Genomic DNA, 12,889 nt, shown 5'->3' with positions numbered 1-12,889 from the left:
GGTCGTCGGTCCCGCGGACCTGCCGGAGCCCCAGGGTTCCATGACGGCGGTGAAGCGGCCGGCCGGGAAGCCCACGCTGCCCCCGTCCAGGACGCGTACGGCGGTGTCGCCACCGCTGTAGACCTTCACGGCGTCGACGACCCGGGCGGCGGCCCGGACGGCTGCCGTCGTGGTCATGCCGCACCGCCCTTGCCCGTACGGCCGAACCGCTCGTCCAGCACGGACAGCCGGCGCCAGTACTCGTCCTCGTCGATCTCGCCGGAGGCGAAGCGGTGGCCGAGGACGCTGATGGGTGAGTTGTCGTCGAACGCGGCCGGGCGGCCGGGGCCGCGGCGGACGCGCCAGACGGTGCGGCGCAGCGGGGTGACGCCGCCGGCGATGACCAGTGCCCAGACCACCGGGAAGAACAGGATCCACGGGCCGGGCCCGCCGTCGCCGAAGTGTGCCAGGGTCTCCATGTCGTCCAACTCCTCGGTAGCGATATCCTCGGTGACGTCCTGACGTCCTTGTTCGTCGCTTTCGAGCCTCCTCCCCGGGGCGGGCCCGGGTCGTCGTACGGCCAGCGGCAGCGTGCGTACCTCGCGGGGAGTACGCGCGCGTTCCGCTCCCGCTTCCGGGGGCCGGGGGCATGGGTAGGCTCGGGGCCATGCTGAGACTCGGTATCCCTGTCATCGGCGTCACGGACGTGCCCCGCGCGGTGGCGTTCTGGACGGCTGCTCTGAACCTGGTCGCCACCGAGGAGTGGAAGAGCGAGACATGGCGCACGCTCGGCCACGCCGACGGCTCCGGGCCGGCCCTCGGCCTGCTGCGCAGCGAGTCACCGGCCGAGCCGCGCCCCCGGCTCCACCTCGACCTGTTCACGGACACGGCGGAGGAACAGCGGGCGGAGGTGCGGCGGCTGACCGGTCTCGGCGCGCGGACCGTCGACTGGGACCTCTATCCGCCCGAGCCCGACTTCGTCGTCCTCGCCGACCCGGACGGCAACATCTTCTGCGTCGTCGACCTCAGCCACGCGCCGAGCGGCGGCAACCGGCCGACGTCCTGACCCGGCCGGCCCGAACCGGCACCTCACTCAGGCCAACGCCCCCAGCGGGTCGTCCAGGACCGGCTGCCAGGCCAACTCGGCCGCGCCGACCAGGCTGTTGTGGTCCAGGCTGCACGGCAGGATCGGCACGCCTCCGCTCTGGCCCCACAGGCTGCGGTCGGCGACGACCGCGCGCAGGCGCTCGGGGTCGGCGTCCAGGAGCGCGCGGTGGAGTCCGCCGAGGATGATGCGGTCCGGGTTGAGGATGTTGACCAGGCCCGCGAGGCCGAGGCCCAGACGGTCGATGAGGGTTTGGGTCGCGGCGCGGACGGCCGGGTCGGTGTAGCGGCCGCGGATCAGGTCGATGGACTGCTGGAGCAGGGACACCTCGGGGCCGGGCTCGCGGCCGGCCGCGGTGAGGAAGGCCAGCGGGTCGGTCTCCACGTCCAGGCAGCCGTGGCCGCCGCAGTAGCAGGGGCGGCCCTCGGGGTTGACGGTGACATGGCCGACCTCCAGCGCGAGACCCGAACTGCCCATGTGCAGGCGGCCGTCGAGGACCAGGGCGCCGCCGACCCCGCGGTGGCCGGTGGCCACGCACAACAGGTCGCGGGCTCCGCGCCCGGCCCCGTGACGGTGCTCGGCGAGGGCGGCGAGGTTGACGTCGTTCGCGGCGAACGCGGGTCCTTCGATGCCGGCGGCGCGCACCTGCTCCGCGAAGATCCGCCGCACGGGCGCGCCCGCGGGCCAGGCCAGGTGGAGCGGGTTCAGCGCCAGGCCCTCCGGTTCCGCCACGGCGGACGGTACGGCGAGTCCCGCGCCGACGCAACGTCGCCCGGTCTCCCGGAGGAGTTCCGCGCCCGCCTCGACGACGGAGCCGAGCACCTTCGCCGGGTCGGCGTCGACGACCTCGCAGCCGGGCGCGGTGGCGACGATACGGCCGCCGAGGCCGACCAGGGCGGCACGGAATCCGTCGGCGTGGACCTGGGCGGCCAGCGCGACGGGTCCGTCCTCGGCGACCGCGAGGCGGTGCGAGGGGCGGCCCTGCGAACCGGCCGCGGCGCCGGGCCGGGCGTCCACGCGGATCAGGCCCAGCGCCTCCAGTTCGGCGGCGACCGCGCCGGCCGTGGCCCGGGTCACGCCGAGTTCCGCGGTGAGGACGGCCCTGGTGGGGGCGCGTCCGGTGTGCACGAGCTCCAACGCGGGTCCGAGCGCACCGCGCCCCCGGTCCAGCCGCGTCCTCGAGGTGGTCCCTTCCCCCGCCGCCCGGGGGTCCGCCTTGCCGCTCATGAGGGGGAGTCTCCCATGATCCGCCGGGCCGGGGGGCCTAGAGGCCGCTGACCCTCAGCGTGATGTTCAGCCGTCCGGTGAGCCCCAACTCGGGCGGTGCGGTGCCCGCGTGCACCCGGGGCACGCCGTGGTGGGAGAGCCGGGACGGCCCGCCGAAGACGAACAGGTCGCCGCTGCGCAGCTCGACGTCGGTGTAAGGGCGGGCCCGGGTTGCGGGATTGCCGAAGCGGAAGACGCAGGTGTCGCCGAGGCTCAGGGACACCACGGGCGCGTCGGACTTCTCGTCGGCGTCGCGGTGCATGCCCATCCGGGCGTCGGAACCGTAGAAGTTGATCAGTGCCACGTCGTACGGCGTCTCCGCCACCGCGTCGGTGCCGAGCGCGTCCGTCACCGCCCGGCGGGCCAGGTCCGCGAGCCATGCCGGGAAGGGCTTCACCGGCGCGCCGTCGCCGTCGACGACGGTGCGGGCGTAGGCGTACGGGTACCAGTGCCACCCGAGGCAGACCTGTCTCGCGGTCATGGTGCCGCCGCCGGGAGTGCGGACCGTGCGCAGTCCGGCCGGTGGGCGGGCCCACTCGCGGCAGGCGCGCAGCAGCTCACGCTGCCGCCCGGTGCCCAGCCAGTCCGGCACGTGGACGGCGCCGGGCGCGATCTCGGTGAGGGCCCTGGGGAACAGCTCCGCGTCCATGTCTCCATCCTGCCCGCAGCCCCCTTCGCTCCGCCCGGCACGGCCTGAGCTGCGGCTCGGCTAGCCTGGACGCACGATGAACGACCGCAGCGACCGTATGACGACTCCATGGGGCGAGCATGTGCCGGCCCGCTTCCCCGAGGACCCGCGCGACCGGCTCCGGGCCTGGGACGCCTCCGACGAGTATCTGCTGGGGCACCTCGCGGAGCAGGACGTCCCGCTCTCCGGCACGGTCGTGGTCGTCGGCGACCGCTGGGGAGCGCTCGTGACGGCGCTGGCGGCGCACCGGCCGGTGCAGATCACCGACTCGTACCTCACGCGGGAGGCGACGCGCGCCAACCTGGAGCGGGCCGGCGCCGAGCCGGGTTCCGTGCGCCTGCTGACCACGCAGGACCCACCGCCGGACCGTGTCGACGTGCTGCTGGTGCGGGTGCCGAAGAGCCTGGCCCTGCTGGAGGACCAGTTGCTGCGGCTGGCGCCCGCCCTGCACGAGGGCACGGTCGTCGTCGGCACCGGGATGGTCAAGGAGATCCACACCTCGACGCTGAGGCTGTTCGAGCGCATCGTCGGACCGACCCGGACCTCACTGGCCGAGAAGAAGGCACGGCTCATCTTCGCCACGCCCGACCCCGCGCTGAAGCGGCCCGACAATCCCTGGCCCCTCACCTACCGGCTCCCCGACGACGTCGGGCCGCTGTCCGGCCGGCCCGTCGTCAACCACGCCGGTGTCTTCTGCGCCGACCGGCTCGACATCGGCACCCGGTTCTTCCTCCGGCACCTGCCGGACGCCGGCGGCGCCCGTCGGGTGGTGGACCTGGGCTGCGGCAACGGTGTGGTCGGTACGGCGGTCGCGCTGGCCGACCCGGCGGCGGAGGTGCTGTTCACCGACGAGTCCTTCCAGGCCGTGGCCTCGGCGGAGGCGACGTACCAGGCGAACGGGGCGGCGGAACGGGCCGAGTTCCGGGTCGGTGACGGGCTGGCCGGGGTGCCCGACGACAGCGTCGACCTGGTGCTCAACAACCCGCCCTTCCACTCCCACCAGGCGACGACCGACGCCACGGCGTGGCGGATGTTCACCGGGGCGCGGCGGGTGCTGCGCCCCGGCGGCGAGCTGTGGGTGGTCGGCAACCGGCACCTGGGCTACCACGTCAAGCTGCGGCGCCTGTTCGGAAACAGCCACCTGGTGGCGAGCGACCGGAAGTTCGTGGTGCTCAAGGCCGTCAAAAAGTAGTCCGTGGACGGCCGGGGAGAGGTCCAGTGACGGTCAGGAAGTAGTCCGGGCGACCACCTCGATGATCGTCGCCACCGTCCGCGCCATGGCTTCCCTGCCCACCGTGAGGTAGCCGCGCGAGTCGACCGCCTCGGGGCGGGTGGCGAGGTACTCCCTGATCGCGCCGGTCATGGCGATGTTGAGCGCGGTGCCGACGTTGACCTTGGAGATACCGCCCGCGACCGCCGCGGCGAGTTCGCCGTCCGGGACTCCGGAGGAGCCGTGCAGGACGAGCGGCACGTCCAGCGCACCAGACAGTTCCTTGAGCAGGTCGTGGTCGAGGGCGGCGGTGCGTGTGGTCATGGCGTGGGAGCTGCCGACGGCGACGGCCAGCGCGTCCAAGCCGGAGTCGGCGACGAAGGCGCGTGCCTCGGCGGGATCGGTGCGGGCGCCGGGCGCGTGGGCGTCGAGCGGCGGTGCGCCGTTCTTGCCGCCGACCTCGCCCAGTTCCGCCTCGATCCAGAGCCCCTGGGCGTGCGCCCAGTCGGCGGCGGCCCGGGTCGCCGCGAGGTTCTCCGCGTACGGCAGCCGGGAGGCGTCGTACATCACCGAACTGAACCCGGCGTCCGGGGCCTGGCGCAGCAGGCTGTCGTTCTGGACATGGTCGAGGTGCAGGGCTACGGGTACGGCGGCGCCCTCGGCGGCGGCGACGGCCGCGCGGGCCAGCGGCAGCAGGCGGCCGTAGCGGTACTTCACGGCGTTCTCGCTGACCTGGAGGACGACGGGCATGCGCACGGACTCGGCGCCCGCGACGACTGCCTCGACGTGTTCCAGGGTGATGACGTTGAAGGCGGCGACGGCGGAGCGCTCGTGCGCGGCGCGGCCGACCAGGTCGCCGGTGGTGGCGAGGGGCACGGTCTCTCCCTTCCCGCGCGTCGGAGCGCGGGTGTCGGGGGTCGGTGTCGGGGCGGGGGTCAGGAGGAGGGCGTCAGGCGCGGGTGTCAGGGGCTGAGGATCACCGAGCGGGTGAGGTGACGGGGCTGGTCCGGGTCCAGGCCGCGCGCGGCGGCGACGGCGACGGCGAGGCGCTGGGCGCGGACCAGTTCGGCGAGCGGGTCGAGGTCTCCGGGCACCCACAGGGCGCCGGTGTCGCGGACCTGGTCGGCCAGTCCCTCCGGGGCCTCGCCGAACATCCAGGTCGCCGTGGCGACCGTGCTGATGCTGATGGGGCCGTGTCGGTACTCCATGGCCGGGTATGCCTCGGTCCAGGACAGGGAGGCCTCACGCATCTTCAGGCCCGCCTCGTTGGCCAGTCCGACGGTCCAGCCCCGGCCCAGGAAGGTGAACTGGTTGCACTCGACGAGCCCTTCGGGCAGTTCGGCCGCGAGTGCGGTGCGCGCGTCGGCGACGACGGCGTCCGTGTGCAGGCCCAGGTGGGCGCGGAGCAGGGTGAGGGCGGTCGTCGCGAACCTGGTCTGCACGACCGACCGTTCGTCGGCGAAGTCGAGGACCACCACGTCGTCGGCGGCCGCCATGACCGGAGTCTCCGGGTCGGCGGTGAGCGCGACGGTGCGGGTGCGGCCCTTCAACTCCCCGAGCAGTTCGAGTACTTCGGTGGTGGTGCCGGAACGGGTGAGGGCGACGACACGGTCGTACGCCCGGCCCCGCGGGAACTCGGACGCGGCGAACGCGTCCGTCTCGCCCTGGCCCGCGCCCTCACGCAGCGCCGCCGCCGACTGGGCCATGAAGTACGAGGTGCCGCATCCGACGATCGCCACCCGCTCCCCCGGCACCGGAAGCGCCGCCGTGTGCCGTGCCGCCTGCGCGGCGGCGCGCGTCCAGCACTCGGGCTGGCTGTTGAGCTCGTCCTCGACATACGTCATGCCGCACACTCCCCGATCGCTCCACTACTCCTGCGTGCTGATTGTTCCTGCAAGATATAGCCAGCTTTCGAGCACAATCAAGCAATCCGAGGAAGAGTACGGTGCGCTAGGGTCGGCTGGAGATCGAGGAACGGAGGCGCGGATGTCGCGCGACGCCCGCTGGAAGGCGCTGCTGGAGCTGCTCGTCGAGCGCGGCCGGCTGGACGTCGAAGAGGCGGCGACCGAGCTTGAGGTCTCGGCCGCGACGATCCGCCGCGACTTCGACCGGCTCGCCGAGCAGCAGATGCTGGTGCGCACGCGCGGTGGCGCGGTCGTTCACGGGGTGTCGTACGAACTGCCGTTGCGCTACAAGACGGCCCGCCGGGCCTCGGAGAAGCAGCGCGTCGCGCAGGCGGTCGCCGCCCTGGTGGTACCGGGCGAGGCGGTCGGACTGACCGGGGGCACGACCACCACCGAGGTGGCGCGCGCCCTGGCCGTGCGTGCCGACCTGGCCTCCGGCACCCCCGCGCTGACCGTGGTCACCAACGCGCTGAACATCGCGAACGAGCTGGCCGTCCGGCCGCAGTTCAAGATCGTGGTGACCGGCGGCGTGGCCCGGGCGCAGTCGTACGAGCTGATCGGGCCCCTCGCCGACGGGGTGCTGGGTCAGGTGACCCTCGACGTGGCGGTGCTGGGCGTCGTCGCCTTCGACGTCGCGCACGGCGCCGCGGCCCACGACGAGGCGGAGGCCGCGATCAACCGGCTGCTGTGCGAGCGTGCCGAGCGCGTCGTGGTGGCCGCCGACTCCAGCAAGCTGGGCAGGCGGGCGTTCGCCCGGATCTGCGCGGCCGAGTCCGTGGACACGCTGGTCACGGACGGTGCGGCCGACCCGGACCTGGTACGGCAGTTCGAGGAGGCGGGGGTCCGGGTCGTCACGGCCTAGGGCAGACCACGTCCGGTCAACGGCCACGACGGCCGTCAGCGGCCGGGGCCGTCAGTGCCCGTGACCGTCGGTGTGCTCGGTCGGTGCTGCCGGAGCCGTCGGAGCCGAGTCCTGCGCCGTGGGTGCCGATCCGGCCCGTACGGTGAACGCCGCGGTGTGGACCTTGCCCTGGTGCTGGAAGTCCAGGAAGAGACGGTAGGTGCCGTCGCTGGGCGCGGTGGCCGTGAAGGAGATCTCCGGGCCGGGCTTCGTGGCGCCGTCGCCGGGTTCGCCGTTCGGGTGGACGTGGAGGTAGGCGAGGTCGCCCGAGCGCAGGGCGACCAGGTGGCCGTAGGCGCCGAGGTAGGGCTGGAGGTCGTTGACGGGCTCTCCGCCCCGGGAGACCTTCAGCTTCAGCTCACTCGCCTTGCCGGGGCGCAGGGATCCGGCGAGTTCGACCTGGTAGCCGTCGGCCCGGGCGGTGCCGTCCGGGGCCGGCAGGTTCACGGGCTCGTAGCGGCCGGAGGCGGCGAGGTCGGCGCCGAGGGTGAGGTTCTCCGCGTCCTTCTTCGCCGGGGTGAAGTCGGCGAAGACGCGGTAGCCGCCCGCGCGAGGCAGGTCCACGGGGGCGCTCCAGGTGCCGTCGGCGGCTCGCGTGGGGTGCAGGTGGCGGTAGGTGACCAGGTCGCGTGAGGCCAGGATGAGGTGGAGTTCCTTGTCGTGCTCGCGCTGGTACGCGGTGACGGCCTCGCCGCTGCCGTCCCGGACGGTGAAGCGCAGCTCGGCGCGCTGACCGGCGGTGACGCGTGGGGTGGCGAGGTCGAGGGAGTAGCCGTTCTCGGAGATCTGCAGCCCGCCGGGCGTGATGTTCTCGTGCCCCCCGTGACCGCCGCCCCCCTTCGGTTCCGGTGCTGGGCGGCTGTGCTCGTCGTGGGTCGCGGGCGCCTTCTCCGCGACGACCGGGTCCACTCCCCTGCCGACTCCGTAGGCGGTGCCGAATGAGGCGGCGAGTGCGGCGGCGAACGCGGTGATCCTCAGTCCGGTGTGCATGGCGGTCGTCTCCTCGGATTCCGGGTCTCCGTGGCTCGTGCGGAGGCCTCTCCATGCACTTCACCATACCCCTAGGGGGTACCGAGTCAAGGCGAATGGAGAGTTGCCTTTACTACCCCCTGGGGGTATACATGAACTCGGCGAGGGTACCCCCTCCCCGTATTTCACGACGACGCTCTGGAGAAACCCCATGACTTCGACCGTCACCACCCCCGTCACCCCGCCCGTCAGCACCACCTACACGGTCGCCGGGATGAGCTGCGGTCACTGCGAGGCGACGCTCACCCGGGTGATCGGCGAGCTGGACGGTGTCACCGGTGTCGACGTCGAGCTCGACACGGGCCGGGTCACCGTCACCGCGACCGCCGAGCCGGACGACGCCGCGCTCGCCGAGGTCGTCGACGAGGCCGGCTACGAGCTGACCGGCCGGGTCTGACCGACCCGCGCTCCCCCGCCGCACCACCTCGACCCGCACGCCGGGTCCCGGCCGACGACCCCCGCATCAGGAGCAGCCATGACCACGAGTACGACCAGCGCACCGGCCGAGGTGGAACTCGCCATCGGCGGCATGACCTGCGCCTCGTGCGCCGCCCGGATCGAGAAGAAGCTCAACCGGATGGCCGGGGTCACCGCCACCGTCAACTACGCGACGGAGAAGGCCAAGGTCCACTACGCCGGTGACGTGTCCGTCCCGGAGCTGATCGCCACGGTCGAGGCGACCGGGTACACCGCCCGCGAGCCCGAGCCGGTGCGCGCCGAGCCCGCGCCCGGCACGGAGAGCGCCGAGCCCGCCGACGAACTGCGGCCCTTGCGGGAGCGGCTGGTCACAGCGGTGGTGCTGGCCGTCCCGGTCGTCGCGATGGCGATGGTGCCGGCGTTGCAGTTCGAGTACTGGCAGTGGCTGTCGCTGACCCTGGCGGCGCCCGTGGTGACCTACGCCGCCTGGCCCTTCCACAGGGCTGCCTTCACCAACGCCCGGCACGGCGCGGCCACCATGGACACGCTGATCTCGGTCGGCACGTCGGCGGCGTTCCTGTGGTCGCTGTGGGCGCTGTTCCTCGGCACCGCGGGCACTCCCGGCATGACCCACCCGTTCGAGCTGACCATCGCCCGCACCGACGGCGCCGGGAACATCTATCTGGAGGCCGCCGCCGGGGTGACCGCCTTCATCCTCGCCGGCCGCTACTTCGAGGCCCGCTCCAAGCGCAAGGCCGGCGCCGCGCTGAAGGCCCTGCTGGAACTGGGCGCCAAGGACGTCACCGTACTGAACCCGGACGGCGGTGAATGGACGATTCCCACGGCGGAGTTGGCGGTGGGCGACCGCTTCCTGGTCCGCCCGGGCGAGAAGATCGCCACCGACGGCACGGTCGTGGAAGGCACCTCCGCGGTCGACGCCTCCATGCTCACCGGCGAGTCGGTGCCCGTCGAGGTCGGCGTGGGCGACCCGGTCACCGGCGCCACCCTGAACGCGGGCGGCCGCCTGGTGGTCGAGGCGACGCGGGTCGGCGCGGACACACAGCTGGCCCGGATGGCGAAGCTGGTCGAGGACGCGCAGAACGGCAAGGCCCAGGCGCAGCGGCTCGCCGACCGCATCTCCGGGGTCTTCGTCCCGGTCGTCATCGCCCTGGCGCTGGCCACCCTCGGTTTCTGGGTCGGCAACGGCTCCGGACTGACCGCCGCGTTCACGGCCGCCGTCGCCGTACTGATCATCGCCTGCCCCTGCGCCCTGGGCCTCGCCACCCCGACCGCGCTGATGGTCGGCACCGGGCGCGGCGCCCAGCTCGGCATCCTCATCAAGGGCCCCGAGGTCCTGGAGTCCACCCGCAAGGTCGACACGATCGTCCTGGACAAGACCGGCACCGTCACCACCGGCCGCATGACCCTGCTCGCCGTCCACACCGGCGCCGGCACACCGGAGGCCGAAGTGCTGCGGCTGGCCGGGGCGTTGGAGCACGCGTCGGAGCACCCGATCGCCCGGGCGGTCGCGGACGGGGCCCTGGAGAAGCTGGGCGCGCTGCCCGCCCCCGAGGACTTCGCAAGCGTCCCGGGGCTCGGCGTGCAGGGCGTCGTCGAGGGTCACGCCGTCCTCGTCGGCCGCGAGCAGCTGCTCGCCGAGTGGGCCATGGCCCTCCCGGCGGAGCTGGCCACGGCCAAGGCCGAGGCGGAGACGGCCGGCCGGACCGCGATCGCAGTAGCCTGGGACGGCGAGGCGCGGGCGGTCCTGGAGGTGGCCGACGCGGTCAAGGAGACAAGCGCCGAGGCGATCACCCGGCTGCGCGCCCTGGGTCTGACCCCGGTACTGCTGACCGGTGACAACCGGGCCGTGGCCGCCTCCGTCGCCCGCGAGGTCGGCATCGGCCCCGAGCACGTCATCGCCGAGGTCATGCCCGAGGACAAGGTCGACGTCGTCAAGCGCCTCCAGGGCGAGGGCCGCTCGGTGGCGATGGTCGGTGACGGCGTCAACGACGCCGCGGCGCTCGCCCAGGCCGACCTGGGACTCGCCATGGGCACCGGTACCGACGCCGCCATCGAGGCCGGCGACCTCACCCTCGTCCGCGGCGACCTGCGCGCCGCCGCCGACGCCATCCGGCTGGCCCGCAAGACGCTGGGCACCATCAAGTCCAACCTGTTCTGGGCCTTCGCCTACAACATCGCCGCCCTGCCGCTCGCCGCGGCCGGACTGCTCAACCCGATGATCGCCGGCGCGGCCATGGCCTTCTCCTCGGTCTTCGTCGTCGGCAACTCCCTGCGCCTGCGGTCCTTCCGCGCCGCGGGCTGACCCACCGCGACGCCGCCGAGCCGCCGGCCGCCCCCTCGTGGGTCGGACGGCGGCTCACGCGCGTGTTCGGCGGCTCGCCGGGCACACCTTCGCGGACAGGACGGGCCCGGCGTCGCCCTCCGGACGAGTGGCCGTGAGGCGCCCGCACGAGTTGGCCGGGGGCGCCCGCGCGGTCCCCCGGACGGGCCCCGCCGACGCGCGGTGGGCCCGGAGGGGGTCCAGGCTGGTGCGGCGACGGATCACGCGCGGTGCGCGACGGGCTCACGGCGTTCCCGGCGCCCCGGGCGTCACCCGGCCTCATCGCCCCTCGGAGCAGGAGCCCATGACCGAACCGACCAACGCCGACGGGGACACCAGCGGACCGCTCGCGCCGGATACCGGCCCGGCGCGTCCACGCAGGCGGGCCCTCACCGCCGTACTCGGTGATCTCCGTGCCGTGGACGGCGCCCTGTACGCGGCGGTGGCCGCCACGTCCACGCCCACGCTCGACCGGACGCTGCGCCGGCTGTCCCACGCCGCCGACCACTCGAAGGTCTCACTCGCGATCGCCGCCGTGCTCGCCCTGAGCGGTGCGCGGCCGCGCCGGGCGGCTCTCGTCGGGATGGGGGCGGTCGCCGTGGCCTCGGCTTCCGCGAACGTGCTGGGCAAGCGACTGGTGCGCAGGGCGCGGCCCGACCGGGAGGCGGCGCGGGTCACGGTGGACCGGCACGTGCCGATGCCCGCGTCGGCGTCGTTCCCGTCCGGTCACACGGCCTCGGCGGTCGCGTTCGCCACGGCGGTCGGCGTGGTCCTGCCCGCGGCCGCCGTCCCGCTCGGCGCGCTGGCGAGTGCCGTCGGCTACGCCCGGGTCCACGTCGGCGTGCACTATCCCGGCGACGTGGCCGCGGGCGCCGTGCTGGGCATCGCCAGTGCGGCCGCCGCCCTCGCGGCGGCGGCCGCTCCGGTTCCGGGCGTGCGGTCGTTCCGCTCGGCGGCGCCGGTGTCGTCCCCCGCGCCCGGGTGACGGGCCGCCGAGCGGACCGTCAGCCGAAGGCCCTCACGGCCTGGTAGTACGTCCACGCGGTGCTGTTGCAGGCCGCCTTGGTGGCACCGCCGTAGCGGGCGCAGACCCGCTTGAGGTCCTCGTAGAAGGCGCTGTCGAGGCGGGACTTGTTGGCGCTGAAGGAGCCGGCGTCCTTGTAGTTGCGGTAGCCGAAGTCGTGGCGTGCGCACGAGGTGCTGAACGGGAAGCCGAACGGGTTGTCCGGCGAGGACGAGCAGTAGTCGGTGGTCCAGTCGAACCCGTAGGCGGCCCAGGCGGACTGGTTCGCCCGCGCGGCGGTCCAGGCGTTGTAGCTCGACGCGCTGGTCTGGGTCCAGCTCGCGAGTACCCGAGGTTTGTCGGCGGGAGCGGCTTCGGCGGTCGCGGCGGTGCCGAGGACGGCGGTCACGGCCAGGGCCGAGGTGGTGAGTCCGGTGGCGAGTCTGCGGTGCATTCCACACCTCCATGAGGCTGCGACCCGCCCCTCGGGCCGCAGGTTCATGTCAAGATGATGCGCATCTCGACCATGCCTTCACACATCCGTCGCCCTAATGACCCATTAACTCTTCTGCCCGGCGGGAGATCAGGGCGTGAACGTACGCCGACCCGACCCCCCTGCCACTCAACTCCCGTGTGCGTGCCGCACGTCCACGGCCGTGAGCGCCAACACCAGTGGCGCCGGGGCCAGGAACGCCGCGGCAGCAGCGTCCAGGCACACAAGGCCGCCGTAACCACCGCGAGCAGCACCGGGCCGCTGCCGCCCACGTCCCGTACGGCGTCCCCGGCGGTCCCGGCGGCGGCGCGCACGGCGGGCCGGCCAGTCGGTGAGCGACTCGGGCGGGCACAGGCCCGCAGTACCACCAGTGCGGCGAACGCGCCGATCATGGCGGCCAGTACCGGTACCGAGAAGAGCCGTGACCCGGCAGTCCGGCACCGGCCGGCGCCAGGTCGGCGGCGAACAGCAGCAGCCCGGCGCGGGCGACGTCACCTCTCCCTCTCCTCGGTCCGTCGCGCGCCCCCTCCCCCCCCGCCCCCTGCTGCTGCGC

The 12,889-nt window shown here is 73.7% G+C and carries 13 protein-coding genes and 1 pseudogene; 6 read left to right on the top strand and 8 right to left on the bottom strand.

The window, feature by feature from the left end; all coding sequences use genetic code 11:
- Positions 1-177 (bottom strand): annotated as a pseudogene (locus EBH09_RS33060) (ABC transporter ATP-binding protein); the annotation flags it as partial.
- Positions 174-458: an SHOCT domain-containing protein gene (locus EBH09_RS33055; RefSeq protein WP_121750511.1), complete on the bottom strand. Its 285-nt coding sequence runs from the start codon at positions 456-458 to the stop codon at positions 174-176. The pseudogene EBH09_RS33060 and the gene EBH09_RS33055, both read right to left, overlap by 4 nt.
- 188 nt (positions 459-646) lie before the next feature.
- Between EBH09_RS33055 and EBH09_RS33050 the strand changes: the two genes are divergently transcribed.
- A complete protein-coding gene (locus EBH09_RS33050) occupies positions 647-1,045 on the top strand; it encodes a VOC family protein (protein ID WP_121750510.1) in 399 nt (132 codons plus the stop codon).
- A 27-nt stretch (positions 1,046-1,072) separates the two neighbouring features.
- Here the strand turns inward: EBH09_RS33050 and EBH09_RS33045 are convergent, their stop codons facing one another.
- Together EBH09_RS33045 and EBH09_RS33040 are read right to left on the bottom strand one after the other, a co-directional pair.
- Entirely contained in the window at positions 1,073-2,311 is a 1,239-nt protein-coding gene (locus EBH09_RS33045) for an ROK family protein (protein ID WP_121750509.1), read from the bottom strand.
- A gap of 37 nt (positions 2,312-2,348) precedes the next feature.
- Positions 2,349-2,999: an alpha-ketoglutarate-dependent dioxygenase AlkB gene (locus tag EBH09_RS33040; protein WP_121750508.1), complete on the bottom strand. Its 651-nt coding sequence runs from the start codon at positions 2,997-2,999 to the stop codon at positions 2,349-2,351.
- Between the two features lie 97 nt (positions 3,000-3,096).
- Between EBH09_RS33040 and EBH09_RS33035 the strand changes: the two genes are divergently transcribed.
- Complete coding sequence (locus EBH09_RS33035) at positions 3,097-4,230, top strand: methyltransferase (protein WP_121751124.1); 1,134 nt, start codon at positions 3,097-3,099, stop codon at positions 4,228-4,230.
- A 33-nt stretch (positions 4,231-4,263) separates the two neighbouring features.
- Here EBH09_RS33035 and EBH09_RS33030 read toward each other — a convergent pair whose 3' ends face one another.
- Both EBH09_RS33030 and EBH09_RS33025 read right to left on the bottom strand, forming a co-directional pair.
- Complete coding sequence (locus EBH09_RS33030; RefSeq protein WP_121750507.1) at positions 4,264-5,124, bottom strand: class II fructose-bisphosphate aldolase; 861 nt, start codon at positions 5,122-5,124, stop codon at positions 4,264-4,266.
- An 86-nt stretch (positions 5,125-5,210) separates the two neighbouring features.
- Positions 5,211-6,092 (bottom strand): SIS domain-containing protein, encoded by an 882-nt coding sequence (locus EBH09_RS33025; RefSeq protein WP_121750506.1) that lies wholly within the window; start codon positions 6,090-6,092, stop codon positions 5,211-5,213.
- A gap of 142 nt (positions 6,093-6,234) precedes the next feature.
- On the opposite strand from EBH09_RS33025, the gene EBH09_RS33020 reads away from it, so the two are divergent.
- Positions 6,235-7,014: a DeoR/GlpR family DNA-binding transcription regulator gene (locus tag EBH09_RS33020; RefSeq protein WP_121750505.1), complete on the top strand. Its 780-nt coding sequence runs from the start codon at positions 6,235-6,237 to the stop codon at positions 7,012-7,014.
- Between the two features lie 51 nt (positions 7,015-7,065).
- Here EBH09_RS33020 and EBH09_RS33015 read toward each other — a convergent pair whose 3' ends face one another.
- Positions 7,066-8,043, bottom strand: coding sequence for a hypothetical protein (locus EBH09_RS33015; RefSeq protein WP_121750504.1), 978 nt, complete (start codon positions 8,041-8,043; stop codon positions 7,066-7,068).
- A 190-nt stretch (positions 8,044-8,233) separates the two neighbouring features.
- Here EBH09_RS33015 and EBH09_RS33010 point away from each other — a divergent pair, with 190 nt between their 5' ends.
- The 3 genes from EBH09_RS33010 to EBH09_RS33000 all read left to right on the top strand — a co-directional run bounded on the left by EBH09_RS33010 (position 8,234) and on the right by EBH09_RS33000 (position 11,825).
- Positions 8,234-8,479 (top strand): heavy-metal-associated domain-containing protein, encoded by a 246-nt coding sequence (locus tag EBH09_RS33010; protein WP_121750503.1) that lies wholly within the window; start codon positions 8,234-8,236, stop codon positions 8,477-8,479.
- A 78-nt stretch (positions 8,480-8,557) separates the two neighbouring features.
- Complete coding sequence (locus EBH09_RS33005; RefSeq protein ID WP_121750502.1) at positions 8,558-10,822, top strand: heavy metal translocating P-type ATPase; 2,265 nt, start codon at positions 8,558-8,560, stop codon at positions 10,820-10,822.
- Positions 10,823-11,144: 322 nt separating this feature from the next.
- A complete protein-coding gene (locus tag EBH09_RS33000) occupies positions 11,145-11,825 on the top strand; it encodes a phosphatase PAP2 family protein (RefSeq protein WP_121750501.1) in 681 nt (226 codons plus the stop codon).
- Positions 11,826-11,844: 19 nt separating this feature from the next.
- Here the strand turns inward: EBH09_RS33000 and EBH09_RS32995 are convergent, their stop codons facing one another.
- Positions 11,845-12,297 (bottom strand): phospholipase, encoded by a 453-nt coding sequence (locus EBH09_RS32995; RefSeq protein WP_121750500.1) that lies wholly within the window; start codon positions 12,295-12,297, stop codon positions 11,845-11,847.
- Positions 12,298-12,889: the final 592 nt, after the last annotated feature.

Origin of the sequence: Streptomyces sp. E2N166 (genome assembly GCF_003671715.1) — a bacterium.
GTDB classification, from domain to species: Bacteria; Actinomycetota; Actinomycetes; order Streptomycetales; family Streptomycetaceae; genus Streptomyces; species Streptomyces thinghirensis.
The sequence above is the reverse complement of the archived record's forward strand: the minus strand, read 5'-3'. Positions and strand labels throughout refer to the sequence as shown.

What these genes read in the sequence shown, in the direction of transcription:
- EBH09_RS33055 (WP_121750511.1), bottom strand. Translation starts at nt 458, where the DNA reads ATGGAGACCCTGGCACACTTCGGCGACGGCGGGCCCGGCCCGTGGATC.
- EBH09_RS33050 (WP_121750510.1), top strand. Translation starts at nt 647, where the DNA reads ATGCTGAGACTCGGTATCCCTGTCATCGGCGTCACGGACGTGCCCCGC.
- EBH09_RS33045 (WP_121750509.1), bottom strand. Translation starts at nt 2,311, where the DNA reads ATGAGCGGCAAGGCGGACCCCCGGGCGGCGGGGGAAGGGACCACCTCG.
- EBH09_RS33040 (WP_121750508.1), bottom strand. Translation starts at nt 2,999, where the DNA reads ATGGACGCGGAGCTGTTCCCCAGGGCCCTCACCGAGATCGCGCCCGGC.
- EBH09_RS33035 (WP_121751124.1), top strand. Translation starts at nt 3,097, where the DNA reads ATGACGACTCCATGGGGCGAGCATGTGCCGGCCCGCTTCCCCGAGGAC.
- EBH09_RS33025 (WP_121750506.1), bottom strand. Translation starts at nt 6,092, where the DNA reads ATGACGTATGTCGAGGACGAGCTCAACAGCCAGCCCGAGTGCTGGACG.
- EBH09_RS33020 (WP_121750505.1), top strand. Translation starts at nt 6,235, where the DNA reads ATGTCGCGCGACGCCCGCTGGAAGGCGCTGCTGGAGCTGCTCGTCGAG.
- EBH09_RS33015 (WP_121750504.1), bottom strand. Translation starts at nt 8,043, where the DNA reads ATGCACACCGGACTGAGGATCACCGCGTTCGCCGCCGCACTCGCCGCC.
- EBH09_RS33010 (WP_121750503.1), top strand. Translation starts at nt 8,234, where the DNA reads ATGACTTCGACCGTCACCACCCCCGTCACCCCGCCCGTCAGCACCACC.
- EBH09_RS33005 (WP_121750502.1), top strand. Translation starts at nt 8,558, where the DNA reads ATGACCACGAGTACGACCAGCGCACCGGCCGAGGTGGAACTCGCCATC.
- EBH09_RS33000 (WP_121750501.1), top strand. Translation starts at nt 11,145, where the DNA reads ATGACCGAACCGACCAACGCCGACGGGGACACCAGCGGACCGCTCGCG.
- EBH09_RS32995 (WP_121750500.1), bottom strand. Translation starts at nt 12,297, where the DNA reads ATGCACCGCAGACTCGCCACCGGACTCACCACCTCGGCCCTGGCCGTG.